The organism is Ampullimonas aquatilis (assembly GCF_049675895.1).
Taxonomy (GTDB): domain Bacteria; phylum Pseudomonadota; class Gammaproteobacteria; order Burkholderiales; family Burkholderiaceae_D; genus Ampullimonas; species Ampullimonas aquatilis.
Map to the genome: position 1 here is coordinate 424,427 of NZ_CP183834.1, position 15,449 is coordinate 439,875.

A 15,449-nucleotide genomic window follows, 5' to 3' on the forward strand; every position below is an offset into this window, starting at 1 on the left:
AGCTTAGATGTGGCCACCGGTCAGTCTTTCAATACCAGCCAGATCGGCAACCGACCGTACGTGGTGAAAACCCGCAGCATGAAACAGGCCACGTACCTGGGTGGCCTGATCATAGCCATGTTCAACCCATAAGTATCCGCCAGAAAGCAAATGCTGGCGCGCCCCTTCGATAATGGTCGCCAGTGCAGTAAGGCCATTGGCGTGGTCAGTCAGCGCATTTTTTGGTTCATAGGCGACATCACCTTGTCGCAAATGTTGGTCGTCGGCGGCAATATAGGGGGGGTTGGACACAATCAGATCAAAAGCATGGCGAAACTTGTCGGCCAGCAAGCCTTTGTACCAGTCACTTTCTACAAAATGCACGCGCGCGCCGTGACGCAGATTGTTTTCTTTGGCCACAGCCAATGCGTGGCGGCAGTTGTCGGTGGCCACAATCTGCCAGGCGGGGCGCTCGCATGAGAGCGTAATGGCAATTGCCCCGCTGCCAGTGCCCAAATCCAGAATATCGGCTTTATCACCGAGTAACTCCAGGGCCAGATCGACCAGTCCTTCTGTTTCAGGTCGAGGAATCAACACATCGGGGGTGACTTTGAATGGGCGGCCATAAAATTCGCGCTCGCCAAGCAGGTAGGCGATAGGCTCACCCTGAATCCGCCGGGTAGTGAGTACCAGATAGTGGGCGGATTGCGTTTCTGTGAGCTCAGTCAGGCCGTGAGCCAGTAGGGCCTCCTTGCTCATACCCGTCACATAGGAGAGCAGCAGACGCGCTTCTAGCGCGGCTAGACCACTCTGGCGCAGGGCTTCCTGGACGGTGGTGCGGCTCATTCTTCACCCAGTGTGGCAAGCAGCTCGGCTTGATGTTCGGCAACCAGGGCATCGGTCAATTCGTACAGATCACCATCCATGATGTAGTCGAGCTTGTAGAGTGTCAGATTGATGCGATGATCGGTCATGCGGCCTTGTGGGAAATTGTAGGTACGAATCCGCTCCGAGCGGTCGCCCGAGCCGATCAGGTTCTTGCGCGTGGCGGCTTCCTTGGCCTGAATTTCACGGGTTTGTTTGTCTTTGATACGTGCCGCCAATACCTTCATGGCTTGCGCCTTGTTTTTGTGCTGACTGCGGTCGTCCTGGCATTCCACCACAATACCGGTGGGCAAATGGGTGATACGTACGGCCGAATCAGTTTTGTTGATATGCTGACCGCCTGCACCGGAAGCGCGAAAGGTATCAATACGAATTTCGCTCGGGTTGATGTCGATATCTTCGACTTCATCAGCTTCGGGCATCACGGCGACAGTACAGGCCGAGGTATGGATGCGTCCCTGGGTTTCCGTGGCGGGTACCCGCTGTACCCGATGGCCACCTGACTCAAACTTGAGCTTGGAATACGCGCCCTGGCCGATGATGCGCACGATCACTTCCTTGTAGCCACCGAGTTCGGACTCGGAGGCCGAGATCAGCTCAGTTTGCCAGCGATTGCGTTCGGCAAAGCGCAAATACATGCGCAGCAGATCGCCGGCAAAAAGGGCTGATTCATCGCCGCCGGTACCGGCACGAATTTCCAGAAACAGATTGCGCTCATCATTGGGATCTTTGGGTAGCAGCAGTTTTTGCAGTTCCAGCGCCAGCGTTTCCATGCGACTTTTGGCCGCGCGGATTTCGTCTTCGGCAAAGCTTTTCATGTCGGCGTCACTGAGCAGTTCCTGCGCGGTGACGGCATCCTGTTCGACTTGCTTGTAGAGCGCGTAATGATCGACAACGGGCATCAGCTCGGCGTGCTCACGATTGAGCTTGCGATAGTTGTCCATGTCGTTGGTGACTTCTTCGCGGCTCAATAATTGGTTCAGCTCGGCCAGCCGAATGGTGAGCTGTTCGAGCTTGTGTTGGATACTGCTTTTCATTGTGTATTGTCAGAGGAATTGGCGGTGCCAGTCTTGAAGAGGGCTGGCACTAATTTGAGAAGCTGTTCACGTTCTTCACCGGCAGCCGTATTGAGCGCGGTGGAGGGGCCATGCAAAAATTTGTTGGTCAGACTCTGGCTGAGCGCTTCGAGTACGGCCTGCGGATCATCGCCGCGTGCCAGCATGCGTTTGGCGCGCTCCAGTTCGGCCAGTCGCCAGCTTTCACCCTGGTTATGCAATTCGCGAATCACTGGCACCACGGCCCGCGCATCAAGCCAATGCATGAAGTGCTGTACGCGGGTTTCGATGATCGCTTCGGCCTGTGCCACGGCGGCTTCGCGTGCTGCGGAAGCGCTGCGTACCATATTGCCGAGGTCATCAACAGTGTAGAGAAAAATGTCGGGCAGTTTGGCGACTTCAGGCTCAATGTCGCGCGGCACGGCCAGATCCACCATGAAGATGGGTTTGCGTTTGCGCAGTTTGAGCGCGCGCTCCACGGCACCCAGGCCGATAATGGGCAAGGTGCTGGCGGTACAGGACACTACGATGTCAAATTCGTGCAGCCGATCCGGCAACTCGGACAAACTCATGGTACGGCCCATACCGAGTTTATTGATCAGTTTTTCGCCGCGTTCCAGTGTGCGGTTGGCGATGGTGAGTGATTTGGGATGCTGGGCAGAAAAGTGTGTGGCGGCCAGCTCAATCATTTCGCCTGCGCCAATGAAGAGGATTTTCTGCTCGGTCAGGCTTTCAAAAATGCGCTGTGACAATTTGACCGCGGCGGCGGCCATCGACACCGAGTGCGCGCCAATTTCGGTCTGGCTGCGTACTTCCTTGGCAACAGAAAACGTTTTTTGAAAGAGCTGATTCAGGTAGGTGCCGAGTGCGCCTGCATCATTGGCAAAGCGCACCGCTTCCTTCATCTGCCCCAGAATTTGTGGTTCACCCAGGACCATGGAGTCCAGCCCGCTGGCAACGCGAAAGGCGTGGCGTACCGCGTTGGATTGGGGCAATACATAGCTGTGGGATTGCAGGTCGTGATTGGCAATCTGGTGATAGTCGGCGAGCCAGTTGATGGTATGTTTAGCGACGGCTTCAGGGGGGACAGCCGGGCTGGCGCAGTACAGTTCGGTACGGTTGCAGGTCGACAAGATGGCGACTTCGCAGTTGTCGTGCGCGGTCCAGACGTGCTTGAAAGCGGCCAGTGCTTCGTGCATCCGGTCGACGGGGAATGCCACTTTTTCGCGCAAAGCCAGCGGCGCAGAAACGTGGTTGATGCCCAGAGTCAATAAATGCATGGTGTGCAGCCGGAAAGTCCGTAAAAATTGCTAACCCCATATTATACGAGCAGGGCCGTCATTTCGTTGAGAAGTTTGCTGGAAGGCCGCCAACATGCGTGGGTTTGCATCATCAGCATGGGCGACTAAAGCACAGACACCACCACGTTGACTGGCTAAGCAGTGTGATAGCCAATGGACAACGGGATGGCGGTGGCCGATGGTGGTGGCGTTTGTCAGCGCAATCTGCTTGATTAAAAAGTATGCTTCCTGAGCACAGGATGAATACTGCTTGAATTTATACACCCTAGATGTATTTATTTTTAATCAATAAATAAGCACTTGAGCAAGTATATTTATTATTAATGACTGGGAGTATGATGGTTTTTGGCTATCAGGAGGGCTTGGCCAAGGGTAGCGTCAGCGTAAAGGTGGCACCCAGGCCAGGCAAACTGCGGGCACCGATTTGGCCGTGATGTTTTTCCAGCACGGTTTTGACAAATACCAGGCCCAGTCCTGCGCCACTGGCCGGTGAGCTGGGGTTGATGGGTTCGCCATGTGGTGGAATGATGCGGCTGAAACGCTGAAACAGCTTGGGCATGTCGTCCGGTGCAATCCCGCAACCCTGATCGCTGATATCGCATTGGGCCAGTTGTTCCGCCTCTTGTTCGATGGCGCTGACTGTACAGGTAATCCTGCTGGCGGAAGGGCTGTACTTGATAGCGTTGGACAGTAAATTGACCAGCGCGCGGGTGAGCAGGAAGCGATCAGCCATGATCATGACTTCGTCTTCGGGCAGCACCAGTGCAATTTGAATCTGCCGTGCTTGCGCCAGCGCCCAAAGCTCATCGGTCGCATCTGTGAGCAAGTCAGCCAGGTTTTGTTCTTCAAATTGATAGTTGCCTGATTCGGCGCGCGCCAGTTGCACAAAGTCATCTGCCAGATGCAGGGTTTGCCGGGCGTAGGATTCCACCCGGCTAAACAGTTCATCGTGAGTCAGGCCGTTGGCTCGGCCAGCAGCGGCTTCGCGCTGTAATTCGAGCAGCGCCAGAATGGAGGCTTGTGGACTGCGCATATCGTGTGACAAAAAACGCAGCGATTCATCACGTAGCTGCTCGGCATGACGTAGCCGGCTCAAGTCAATCAGACTCACAATCCAGGCGGTTGGCAAATTGATGCGGCTCAGTTGCGTATCGTTGGGGTTGAAAAAAGGCGCGCTCTTGATCAAAAACTCACGGCCATCGTCATTGTGACCTTCCACGCCACCCATGAGGATATCGAGCTGCTGATAATCAGTCAGTGCATGCCAGCTGAATGGCGACGGTTTGGACGAGCTGATCGTGTCGCTGGGGAGTGGTCGCGGTTGCAGGTGCTTGAGCAGGGCAGTCAGACTGTTGCCAATCAGATAGCGTTGTTGCAAGCCCTCAAAATAGTGTCGCGCTGAGGCATTGGCCAGTAATACATGACCGGCGGTGCTGCATACCAGGGTGATGTCGGGCAGATTTTCCAGGCTGTCCGCCACAAAACGGCGCAGATTGCGCACTCGATGCGTCGCGCGTCGCACGGCACTGATGCGATTGTCCAGCGCATCGGCATTGCCCTTGTCCATGGGGGGAAGTGCTTTGCCAGGTAACGTGTCGTGCAGATTATCAGGAACCATGCGTGGCTCGGCATCGAGCTGCAGTAGTTCCTGATCAAGAAATTGAATAGCTGATTCCAGTCGGCGCCAGCTCCAGAGCGGATAGCTTGCGCCAAGTACCAGTAGTGCTGCCAAAGGCGGGATCCAGCGGCCAGCCAGTAGCAAGGCAAAACTGATGAGTAAACTGGATAGTATGAGGATGCCGCATAGCATCAGTAATTGACGTGGTGTGGCTTTCCAGCAGGCCATCAAAAATACCAGCAGCGGCAGTAATGTAAGGAGTACGGTTTGCCAGATTTGTGAGTGGGTAATCTGATTATTGCTGATTAAACCGGCCAGTACATTGGCATGGACTTCCACGCCCGGCATGGGTGAGGCTCGGCTCGACAAGGGAGTTGGAAAGTGATCGGCCAGTCCTTCGGCAGTGGCGCCTATCAAAATCCATTTTCCCGTGATAAAGGTATCGGGCACTTCCCCTTTTAATACTGAGCTGTACGAAACCTGTTTGAATGAACCAGCCGGACCAATGAAGGGGATCAGATAATCCTTTTCTTGTTGCCAGACAGGAGGATTGGTCGTGTCAGGATCTTGCTCAAAATTGAAAATTTGATGATTCGTGTCAGTCTTGCCTTGATAGGGTGAAATGGCATAACGTTGAGTATCGATGGCCTGTGCTTTTTGTAGCAAAGCCAAAGAAAGATGTGACCAGGGCTGCTCACTCGCGCCTTCCTGTAAATAGACTTTGCGGGCGATATTGTCGTTATCCAGTGCCAGGTGAATATGGCCCAAACCCTTATCAAGCGCATGATTCACACTGCTGAGTAATGCCGTCGTGGGTGTAAGGATTTCCGCGCCGCTCGTGTTGGTTTGCGGATTAATCGACATGGCCAGAACCAGTGGTCCTGCCTCGCCGATGGCCTGAGCAAAATTCTGGTCGGCTTCGGGGTGATTCAGCTCGGGTTCCGGAAACAGCATGTCAAAGGCAATCCCGCGCGGATGAGCCTTGTTGAGCTGTTTGAGCAGATCGGCATGCAACTGGCGCGACCACGGCCAGCGACCGATCTGATTGAGCGATTCATTGTCGATCGCCACGATCAGGATGTCTTCACTGCCGTTGCTGTTGTGACCAAGGTTTAAGAGGCTTTGCCGAAATGGCAACAGACGATCGTAAATCAGATTATCCGCACGCCCCAGGCCATTTAAACTGCCCAGCCAAATGGCCAGCATGATTAAAAGAATCGAAAGCGCAAACCATTCACGTAAAAAAATCGAGCGAACTGACGGACGCGTCATGGCCTCAATGGGTCGGACTGGTGATGGTGACCTGGCGAATAGCCGAATAGGTGCCGATTTCTTCGGTGCCATCGGCGCGGCGTAAAACTGGCGCAATTCGCCAGTAGTATTGACCTGCCGACAAGGCGGGTAAGGTCAGCTCAGTTTGATCGGTATATTGATAATATTTGACGGGGCTCGTGAAGCGGCTGTCAAACCCCAGTTGAAAGTGATAGCGTACCGCCGGATGACGCACCGGAAATTGTCCCGTCCAGCTAAATTGACCGTCATTGCTGGCGGTGTTGTCTGCCGGGCTCACCAGATTGATACCGATATGGATCAAACGCCGTGAAAAGGCTTGCACGGCGGGCAGACCTTCCAGTCCATTTTGATCTATGGCGGTCAGTTTTAAGTAATACTCCCCAGTAGGTAATTGAAAATCATCTTGCTTTGGTGCGTATTCATTGGGATTGTTTTTTGTACTGTCTTGAGTATATTGAAGATTTTCGTGGATCACTTGCGTAAAGGCAGCATCTTTGGCAATTTGGGCATGATAGGCGCGTACCGGTTTGTCGGCAGATGCGGTGGCTTGCCAGCCAAAGTGCAAGGCAGGTTCATCCTGGATTTGGTTGTCTGCATCAAGTTGTGGTGGCGGCAATAAGGCAACGGGTGCGCCAACTGGCTGACCCGCCCTGGCCACCGCACCAAATTTTTCCGGGAGTGCCACTTCGCCATTGCCACTTTTATCGCTTAAACCAATTTTGCCTTGCAAGACTTCACCGGTAGACGATTTGCCATCTTCACTCACACCAACCCTAAATAGGGTGCCACGCACGCCGGCTACCGCCACAGGCGATTGCACTTCAAAGCGGCTGACGCCTTTTTGTGGACTGACCTGAGTTTCCAGTTTGCCTTTTTGCACCACAATGCGCGTGTCATTGATAGCGGTGCCTGCATATTGACGCAGTCGTTCCAACTGCACTTCGCTATTGGACGGAATGGCAATATGAGAATGGTCTGACAATTCCAGCGTTAAAAAACTATTGGCAAACGATTTGATCTGGCTGCCTTCATGTAGCTCACTACCCATCTCAAGCGGTTTGCTGTCACTGGTTACCCGGCCAGAAATCGCAATGACTTTGGCAGTCAAAGGCGTACGTTTAAGCAGATCGGCGGGTAACTGCAAGACGGTTCCTGGCTGCAGATGCCGATCCACCTTGATGGGATTGGCTTTTAGCAGCTTGGGCCAGTCGGCCGGGTTTTCAAAATAACTACTGGCGATCTTAATATACGTGTCACCCTGCAGTGTGGTGTAGGGAATCATTGCCAGATAGGCACTGGTTTGTGCCTGAGCAGTGCTTGCTGCCATGAGTGCAAGCAAAATAAAGCGAGGTGCAATAGCCATTTGATTAACGGTGCCGATAGTAAAAGGGTGGGCCATAGAGAGCGCCTGCGAAATCCCTTTTTTCGAGGTATTGCCACCGTTGTGGCAATACTTGCAGACACCTTTTAATTTTCAACTGCAGGTGTGATTTTTTCCAGACGATAACCATAACTATACACGGGTGACAGTCTAAAACCATTTTCAACCCGTAACACCAGCTTGGTACGAACTCGCGAAATATGCGTATCCATGGTTCGCGAGGGAATATCAATATCGCGTCCCCAAACCGCCTCCAGGATATGCGAGCGTGACAAGGGGCGGGCCAGATTGCGAAACAGCAGCAGGGCGAGATCAAATTCTTTTTGCGTCAATGTCACCTTCTGATCATTGAACTGAACTTCCTGCAGACGCGGATCAAACTGATAGTTGCCAAATACTTCAACATCTTTCATCACCGGTGTTGGATAAGCTCTGCGCAACAAGGCTTGCACGCGTGCGACCAGTTCACCGCGACGCAGTGGCTTGATCATGTAGTCGTCGGCACCCGCATTGAGGCCTGAAACAATATCATCTTCAGCCGTACGGCTGGTCATGAACAGTACAGGCATGGTACGCGGCAGATGCTCGCGTACCCAGGCCAGGATTTTGTCACCTGACAGATCGGGCACTTGCAGGTCCAGAATCAGCATGTCAAACGTCTCACGGCGCAATTGCTGTAGTAACACCTTGCCTTCTGAATAAAGATGACAGGTGTGACCGGCTCCAGTTAAAACGTGACTGACCAGTTCAAGCTGGCTAGAATCATCGTCCAGAATGGCTATGCGCATACAAACTCCATGATGGCAACCAAATTTTAATAATTTAATCTAAAAGTTGTTATTGTCAAAGTTAAACTTGCGACATACTCATAATGAATTGTTAAATAAGCTTTGTGTTATCAGTTAACAAAATTTAACTGGGTAGCAACGCAAAATTATCAAAACTTAACGTGCAATTTTATTCTATCAACCTATCGATCGCTATATTCAATTGGAATTTCAATCTATGAGCTGGACTGGTACTTTATTTTTAGGTATCTGGATGAGTACGCTGGCTTGTCTAGGTATTGCCAAACTTCGCAAATTAGGTGGATCGGCCTGGTTGGGAGGATTGCTGGGTGTGGTTGTGCTGCGCTTATTGATTGTTGAGAGTGGTTTATTCAAGGAGGGGGACCCCTTGGCCTGGGGCTTACAGGTAGTTGGTGCTGCGGTACTGTTTGCCACAATGGCTGCCTGGGCTGAATATAAAAAACGACGTTAGAACATCATGAAATGATTGTTGCTATTGCGCAGCAAGTCTGTCAAGCCAGTACTGGCTGAAGCATCGAATCGCTTCAGCCAGATTATCTTTATTTACAAGACGTAACGAGCCAAGTCCTCATTCTTGGATAATTCGCCCAAGGTTTGTTGGACATAGTTTGCATCCACCAACAAGTTTTTGGCTGAGTCGGTGCCGGCCTTGAAAGAAATTTCTTCCAGCAGTTTTTCCATCACGGTATGCAAACGGCGTGCACCAATGTTTTCGGTAGTTTCATTGACTGAGAAAGCGACTTCGGCCAGCTTGCGAATGCCGTCAGCATGAAATATTACCGAAACGCCTTCAGTTGCCAGCAAGGCCTGATACTGCTTGGTAAGGCTCGCATCGGTCTGGGTCAGAATGGACTCAAAGTCGGTGACGGACAGGGAATCCATTTCTACCCGAATCGGGAAACGCCCTTGTAATTCGGGGATGAGATCCGATGGTTTGGCTAGATGAAATGCGCCTGAAGCGATAAACAAAATATGATCGGTCTTGATCATGCCATACTTGGTATTGACGGTCGTGCCTTCCACGAGTGGCAGCAAATCGCGCTGCACACCCGCGCGCGACACATCGGCACCACCATGTTCCTGGCGATTGGCAATCTTGTCGATTTCGTCCAGAAACACAATGCCGTTCTGCTCGACATTGATCACAGCCTGACTCTTGATTTCTTCATCATTGATGAGCTTGGCGGCCTCTTCTTCGGTCACCAGTTTGAGCGCTTCCTTGACCTTGAGTTTGCGTTTTTGTGTCTTGCCGCTGCCAATATTGGAAAACATGCCGCGAATCTGTTCAGTCATTTCTTCCATGCCAGGTGGGCCCATGATTTCCATGTTTTGCAAAGGCAGCGCCACATCCAGTTCAATTTCCTTGTCATCAAGCTGGCCTTCACGCAGACGCTTGCGAAAGGTTTGACGAGTTGGATTGTCCTGCACTTCATTGGCATTAAAGCCAAAATCGCGCACTGGCGGCAAAAGGATATCCAAAATACGATCTTCCGCCACTTCCTCGGCCTTGTCGCGAACCTGTTTGGTGGCATCCTGGCGTGCCTGTTTGACAGCAATTTCGGCCAGATCGCGGATGATGGTGTCGACATCACGACCCACATAGCCCACTTCAGTAAATTTGGTGGCTTCAATCTTGATAAACGGTGCGTTGGCCAACTTGGCCAGACGTCGGGCGATTTCGGTTTTACCAACGCCGGTGGGGCCAATCATCAAAATGTTTTTAGGCGTGATTTCCTGGCGCAATGGCTCTGCCACTTGCTGTCGACGCCAGCGATTGCGTAAGGCCACGGCCACTGCTTTTTTGGCACGATGCTGGCCAACAATGAATTTATCCAGTTCAGAAACAATTTCAATAGGTGTCATAAGTCGATATCTTGATATAGGGCTGCAAAGATTGAAGCGGTTCGTCAGTGTCGAGTCGCCGCTTGCTCAGTCAACATCGAATAATTTGCTGTAGAAAATTATTCCAGTGTTTCAATCACATGTGACTGGTTGGTGTAGATGCAGAGATCGCCAGCAATCGTCAGTGATTTTTTGATGATGTCGGCGGGCGCCAGTTCGGTATTTTCCCAAAGCGCGCGCGCTGCTGATTGCGCGTAAGCACCACCGGAACCAATTGAGCCGATGCCATCTTCTGGTTCCAGGACATCGCCGTTGCCAGTGATGATGAGCGTGCTGTCGCGGTCAGCAACCAGCAGCATGGCCTCAAGGCGTCGCAAAACCCGGTCGGTGCGCCAGTCTTTGGCGAGTTCGACCGCGCTGCGCAGCAGATTGCCCTGATGTTTTTCGAGTTTGGCTTCAAAACGGTCAAATAATGAAAAGGCATCAGCGGTGCCACCCGCAAAACCGGCCAGAATGCGGTCTTGGTAGAGGCGGCGTACTTTGCGCGCCGTACCCTTGATGACGATATTACCCAGCGTGACCTGACCGTCGCCACCCAGTGCAACCTGTTTGCCGCGTCGTACAGAAAGAATAGTGGTGCCGTGATACTGTTCCAAGTCGATCTCCAAGTATAGAGTCGACTAGTTAGGGTTGGTTTTTGAAATTACAAGAGGAAAATTTAGAACTTGCGAGGTTCGATGCGTGCCAGCTCCTGTGCACCGATGACTTTGAAGAGCGCCACAATCAAGGGGCTGACGTCGAGCATTTCGACGGTTTTGCCCATGATGCGCATATTGAAGAGCCAGTTGAGAATCAAACCGGCGGCAGAAAATTCGATACGTTTCAGATTTTTGCACTCAATAATCAAATGCGTTTGCTGCTCCGCATACTGATTCAGTGCATTGAGCTCTTCTTCCGCCTTGCCCTTGATTTCACCCCTGAATTCATAGGCATCGTGGCGCATGGCGGTATTGGCAAATTCTTCATCAGGGCTCAGGATATTGGTATGCACCAGACCCAAGGCTGACTCCCATGAAGGCGGGGACACTTCATAGGTAATGGAGTAATTGACGGCCAGCTCTTCAAATTCGTATTCCTTGTCAAGCAACTGGTAAAACTCCAATAACAGACGCCAGATCATGTCGGATTCATCACGACGTTCCACGGCAATCTGGGTGTTGAGCAGTTCGACAAACTTGTCTTGTCCCGACAGTGTGATTTGATGCTTTGATTTGCGCAGATCCTGCAAAATCATCAATAGCAGGGTGGCACCGTGCGTATCAATGCTCTTGGGGCGACTGAAGTCCAGGCGCAAGCTATTGGATGCCCCGGCCAGTTTGCGGATTTGATCAATCTGTTTGGCAATCCCAGCGTCCATCTTGAAGGGGAAAGCCACATAGCCTTCCTTGTTCAGGTCGCGAGAGGGTTTTTCTTTGCCAAAATCGTTATCCCAGGAAGGCGCTGATTTTTCAAAGCGATCGACATAATCGAGTGACAGGCTTTCAAAGGCTTCCTGCTTACCTAAGATCTGGTATAGCTCAAAGAGCATCTGCCAGCCATGCTGTTCACCTTCGCCCAGTGTGTTTTGCTTGATGGCATCTTCCAGCGACATGGAGGCCGCCTTGATTTGCCCATTGGCAAACAGAATGGCAGCCTCTTCTATGACGGGATTATTTTGTGATACCGCCAGCTCAATCGCATTGATGTTGGTCGAATTGCCCAGCAAAAAATCGGTATCCATGCTGAAGTCTTCGAGCGGACTGCCAGTCATTGCCATGGTGGTGACAAATTCACTGATTGGTGCCACGGTATTGAGGTTGGCGGCAGCCTTTTTTTTGCGCTGCGAATCAAAAATGGTCGGAATCTCTTCGAGCGCTTGGCGCATGGCCGGTGATTTGGCGGCTGAAGATGGGCTGCTATGGGTATGGGCAGAAACCTTGGGCGTGCTGGCATTCAAGGAGTGCACAGGACGGCGCTCGCCACTGATACGGATGGCATTGGTTTCCTGTGACATTTGCGATTCGATCGCGTCAATCTTTTCGCGCGTTGCCTTGGCAATCCGTTGAATCTCTTCTGGCAGTGGTTGCGTTGGACGCGGCGTGCGTGGTGTTTTACCCGAATCCGAACTGCGGCGCGCAGGCGTAGACCCCTTCTGTGCCGCAGGGGCTTCAGAAGGCTTGGTACTACGCTTGAATATGGAAAATAGCGCCACGGTTTCGTTTTTATTAGTCTGTTGAATGGATTATTAAGCTGATTGCTAAGTTCTATATCGGCAGTATTCCTGCAGACAGTAGCCCCTTTTATTCTTCTAACAGATTATTACGCCACCCTTGGGGCGTCGAGAGGACATTTTGCACATATGCAAAGATACAACTGCAATTTTGTGTGCATTTGTAATAAAGGTTGGCGTATTTGCTAGCGTTCAGTACATCGCCATACCAATCACGATTGGTATGGCGTGGGTCATGCGGTGTTTAAAACGGGTTTAAAAAACAACCCGCACTCCAACCTTGACGCTGCGTTCGCCATAAGGAGAAATATCTCTCAGGATTGAGCTGGCACTGCGGATGTCTGCATTCGTCAGGTTGTACAACTTGGCAAATAACAACCAGTCAGTCTGGCCAATGGGCAGTCGGTAACTGATATCGGCGTTGACTTGTGTATAGCCCATGGTGGGGAAATCACCAGTGGGGATACGGTTTTGCGCATACGCGTGGGTCACTTGCAAGCCACCGTTCCAGGCACCCTGACTATAAGCCAGGCCCGTCATGAGACGGGCGGGTGCAATCCGTGGAATGGGCTCACCATTGTCCTGGTTGGTAGCGCGTGTGATGTCGCCACGCAGCAATAATTCCAGTTTGCCTGGGCCTTGTTGCCAGACCTGAAAACGACCTTCTGCTTCGATACCTTTGAAAACCGCCCGAACTTGCCGGTAGATTTGTTCGGGCAGTGCGTCGGTGGCACCAGAGTTGAGCAACCCATCACCATCACGGGTATTGGTGGTATCAAACAAACCGACAAAATTATTAAAGCGGGTATAGAACACCCCTACACTGCCGGAGTGTGCGCCTTGCTTGATGCGCCAGGCCAGGTCGAGCGAATTGGACTGTTCCATCTGCATATTGGTATCACCCAATTCATAACGTCCGGTTGCTGCGTGCGGACCATTGGCAAACAGCTCATAAAAGGTGGGCGCGCGGTCAGTATGTGACAGGTTGGCGGCCAATGCATAGCCGGGTGCATATTGATAAATCGTACCCAGCGCAAAGCTGGTGGGTGTAAAGTGCTTGGTCTGGGCTGGATCAAATCGCAGTGTGCCAGTGTTGGGGTCAGTTGGGCCGCCACCATCCGAGCGTACTTTGTTATGTTCTATGCGCGCACCCAGGTTGAAGCGCCAGTTACCGTGGACCAGTTCTTCAAAGGCAAACAGGGCCATGGCGTCAGTTTTGGTTTGCGGTACAAAGGCTTCGTCACCCAAGGCCGAAAATTTAATTTGTGACACCTGCAAGCCAAATGCGCCCTTAACTTGGCCAAAGCGGGTGGTAATGGCTTGATGAGTTGCTTCAACGCGGGCTTCAAAACCTTTATTTTTAAAGGTGGTGCCAATGTCGCCAGTCGGTACGTCAAACTCTTTATGCTCGTAGTCATTTGCATTGAAATTGAATTTGACGCTCTGGACAAAGCCTTCCATCTGACGATTTTCACCCGCCATATCAAAACGGTCGGAGCGCATGCGGATATTCACATCAGGTTCAGCTACAGTGCCGTAGGTGCTGTTGTAGCCCGAATAAGAGGCGCCCACATAACCAGTATTCCAGGTACGTGAGATGCCGACGGCACCGCCATCAGTGTTAGCCGCGCTATTGGGCAGACGGTCACGTGCTTGTTCCAGCGTGGGATCGTCGAGTTGCCGTTGTCGAGCTGAATGTGCAAAACCAGGAATTTTCAGGTCGGATGTTTGGCGTTTGGTCACATCAGCATGCAGAGCCCATTGGCCATCGCCGGTTTCAATCACGGCGGCACCGGCGCGCTCTGTTTCGGCACCGCCATAGCGAGCCTCCACTGAGCCGGTTTGCCCATCAATGGCTTGTTTGGGAATACGATTGTCGATGGTATTGACCACACCGCCCACTGCATTGCCGCCATACATCAGCGCGGCGGCGCCACGGACTACTTCAATTTTTTCAGTCAGCAAGGGTTCAAGCGGGGCAGCATGATCAAACGATAAGGACGAGGCGTCAACCAGGCCAGCTCCGTTTTGCATGAGTCGAATCCGGTCGCCATCCAGGCCACGAATGATCGGGCGGCTGGCATTGGGGCCAAAGTAGGTTGATGACACGCCCGCTTCGCCATTCAGTGTTTCGCCGAGCGAGCTTTCTTGTTTGATGGTGAGATTTCTACCGGAAAGTGACGTGACCGGGCTGGTCAGATCAAAAAGTGTATTGCCCAAGGGGTTGGCGGTGACCGAAATTTCGGACAGCGTTTTTTCGGCAGGCGTACTTTGCGCATTGGCCGAACCGTAGGCTAAACCAAGCGCGCTGCTGAGGAGTGATAAACGCAGTACAAAATGGGCTTGATGGTGAATCTTTTTTGTCGCAGGACGAGATGACATGTAGGGTTTCCTGAAAATTCAAATTTAAAACAAACCCGACATCCAGATTTTGTGGTGCATGGCGCACGGAGTGTGGCGTGACGGCGCGCAGCATGAAGCAGACCGTGGGACCACTACAAAAAGCAGGATGCCTGGCACAAACCAGTATGGTTGGCGAGTTTTTCAGGAAAGGAGAGGTGGGGCGCGGCCATCGTACAGGCGCATCAGCCGAGCGCCGAGCAGGCTGTGTTCGGGCGCTTTGAGAAGTTGGCTGGCAACTTGATGTGGCAACACGATGATCGGCAGGCTGCTGGCCAGATCGGCCAAGGTGGCGGCATCGAGCAACTGACAATGATGTCCTACGGAACTGTCCGGTAATAGCGGATCATCGTCGGCAGCCATTCCGGCATTGATATCAGTTTGTGTCAGAGATGGGTTGGCGGCATGATTGAAAGCGCTGCTATATCCCAGTGTGAGCGGGTTGTGCACAATGGCATGGCGCAAGCCAATAAGCTGGCTACCGATCAAACAACACAGCAGTGTGATGGCCAGAAATTGGGCGAGGCGTTGCTTTTTGCTGTACTGATTTTTACTTGGCCGAGCCATTGCCGGCCGCTTGAAAAGCGAACCAAGCATTTTGGTGGTGGCATGTTGAA

The 15,449-nt window shown here is 52.2% G+C and carries 12 protein-coding genes; 1 reads left to right on the forward strand and 11 read right to left on the reverse strand.

What is annotated here, in order from left to right; genetic code table 11:
- Positions 1-3: 3 nt before the first annotated feature.
- From prmC to ACMYR3_RS01975, 6 genes are all read right to left on the reverse strand, one after another.
- On the reverse strand, positions 4-825 hold the full coding sequence (prmC, locus tag ACMYR3_RS01950; RefSeq protein ID WP_424194002.1) for a peptide chain release factor N(5)-glutamine methyltransferase: 822 nt from the start codon (positions 823-825) through the stop codon (positions 4-6).
- Positions 822-1,901: a peptide chain release factor 1 gene (gene prfA / locus ACMYR3_RS01955; RefSeq protein ID WP_424194004.1), complete on the reverse strand. Its 1,080-nt coding sequence runs from the start codon at positions 1,899-1,901 to the stop codon at positions 822-824. Before prfA ends, prmC begins: the two co-directional genes overlap by 4 nt.
- Positions 1,898-3,199: a glutamyl-tRNA reductase gene (gene hemA, locus ACMYR3_RS01960; protein ID WP_424194006.1), complete on the reverse strand. Its 1,302-nt coding sequence runs from the start codon at positions 3,197-3,199 to the stop codon at positions 1,898-1,900. The genes prfA and hemA overlap by 4 nt, the downstream gene beginning before the upstream one ends.
- A 373-nt stretch (positions 3,200-3,572) precedes the next feature.
- Positions 3,573-6,110 carry a CHASE2 domain-containing protein gene (locus ACMYR3_RS01965; RefSeq protein WP_424194008.1) on the reverse strand — a complete coding sequence of 846 codons (2,538 nt, stop codon included), beginning with the start codon at positions 6,108-6,110 and terminating at the stop codon, positions 3,573-3,575.
- Between the two features lie 4 nt (positions 6,111-6,114).
- On the reverse strand, positions 6,115-7,530 hold the full coding sequence (locus tag ACMYR3_RS01970; RefSeq protein ID WP_424194010.1) for a FecR domain-containing protein: 1,416 nt from the start codon (positions 7,528-7,530) through the stop codon (positions 6,115-6,117).
- Between the two features lie 68 nt (positions 7,531-7,598).
- Entirely contained in the window at positions 7,599-8,300 is a 702-nt protein-coding gene (locus tag ACMYR3_RS01975) for a response regulator transcription factor (RefSeq protein WP_424194012.1), read from the reverse strand.
- Between the two features lie 217 nt (positions 8,301-8,517).
- Here ACMYR3_RS01975 and ACMYR3_RS01980 point away from each other — a divergent pair, with 217 nt between their 5' ends.
- A complete protein-coding gene (locus ACMYR3_RS01980) occupies positions 8,518-8,772 on the forward strand; it encodes a hypothetical protein (RefSeq protein WP_424194014.1) in 255 nt (84 codons plus the stop codon).
- Positions 8,773-8,864: 92 nt separating this feature from the next.
- Here the strand turns inward: ACMYR3_RS01980 and hslU are convergent, their stop codons facing one another.
- The 5 genes from hslU to ACMYR3_RS02005 all read right to left on the reverse strand — a co-directional run bounded on the left by hslU (position 8,865) and on the right by ACMYR3_RS02005 (position 15,399).
- Positions 8,865-10,184: an ATP-dependent protease ATPase subunit HslU gene (gene hslU, locus ACMYR3_RS01985; protein WP_424194016.1), complete on the reverse strand. Its 1,320-nt coding sequence runs from the start codon at positions 10,182-10,184 to the stop codon at positions 8,865-8,867.
- A gap of 98 nt (positions 10,185-10,282) precedes the next feature.
- Positions 10,283-10,819, reverse strand: a complete 537-nt coding sequence (hslV, locus tag ACMYR3_RS01990) for an ATP-dependent protease subunit HslV (RefSeq protein ID WP_424194018.1) — start codon at positions 10,817-10,819, stop codon at positions 10,283-10,285.
- Positions 10,820-10,881: 62 nt separating this feature from the next.
- A complete protein-coding gene (locus ACMYR3_RS01995; protein WP_424194020.1) occupies positions 10,882-12,414 on the reverse strand; it encodes a hypothetical protein in 1,533 nt (510 codons plus the stop codon).
- A 273-nt stretch (positions 12,415-12,687) separates the two neighbouring features.
- Entirely contained in the window at positions 12,688-14,814 is a 2,127-nt protein-coding gene (locus ACMYR3_RS02000; protein WP_424194022.1) for a TonB-dependent receptor, read from the reverse strand.
- A gap of 162 nt (positions 14,815-14,976) precedes the next feature.
- The gene (locus ACMYR3_RS02005; RefSeq protein WP_424194024.1) at positions 14,977-15,399 is read right to left on the reverse strand and encodes a hypothetical protein; all 423 of its coding nucleotides are present in this window, start codon (positions 15,397-15,399) and stop codon (positions 14,977-14,979) included.
- Positions 15,400-15,449: the final 50 nt, after the last annotated feature.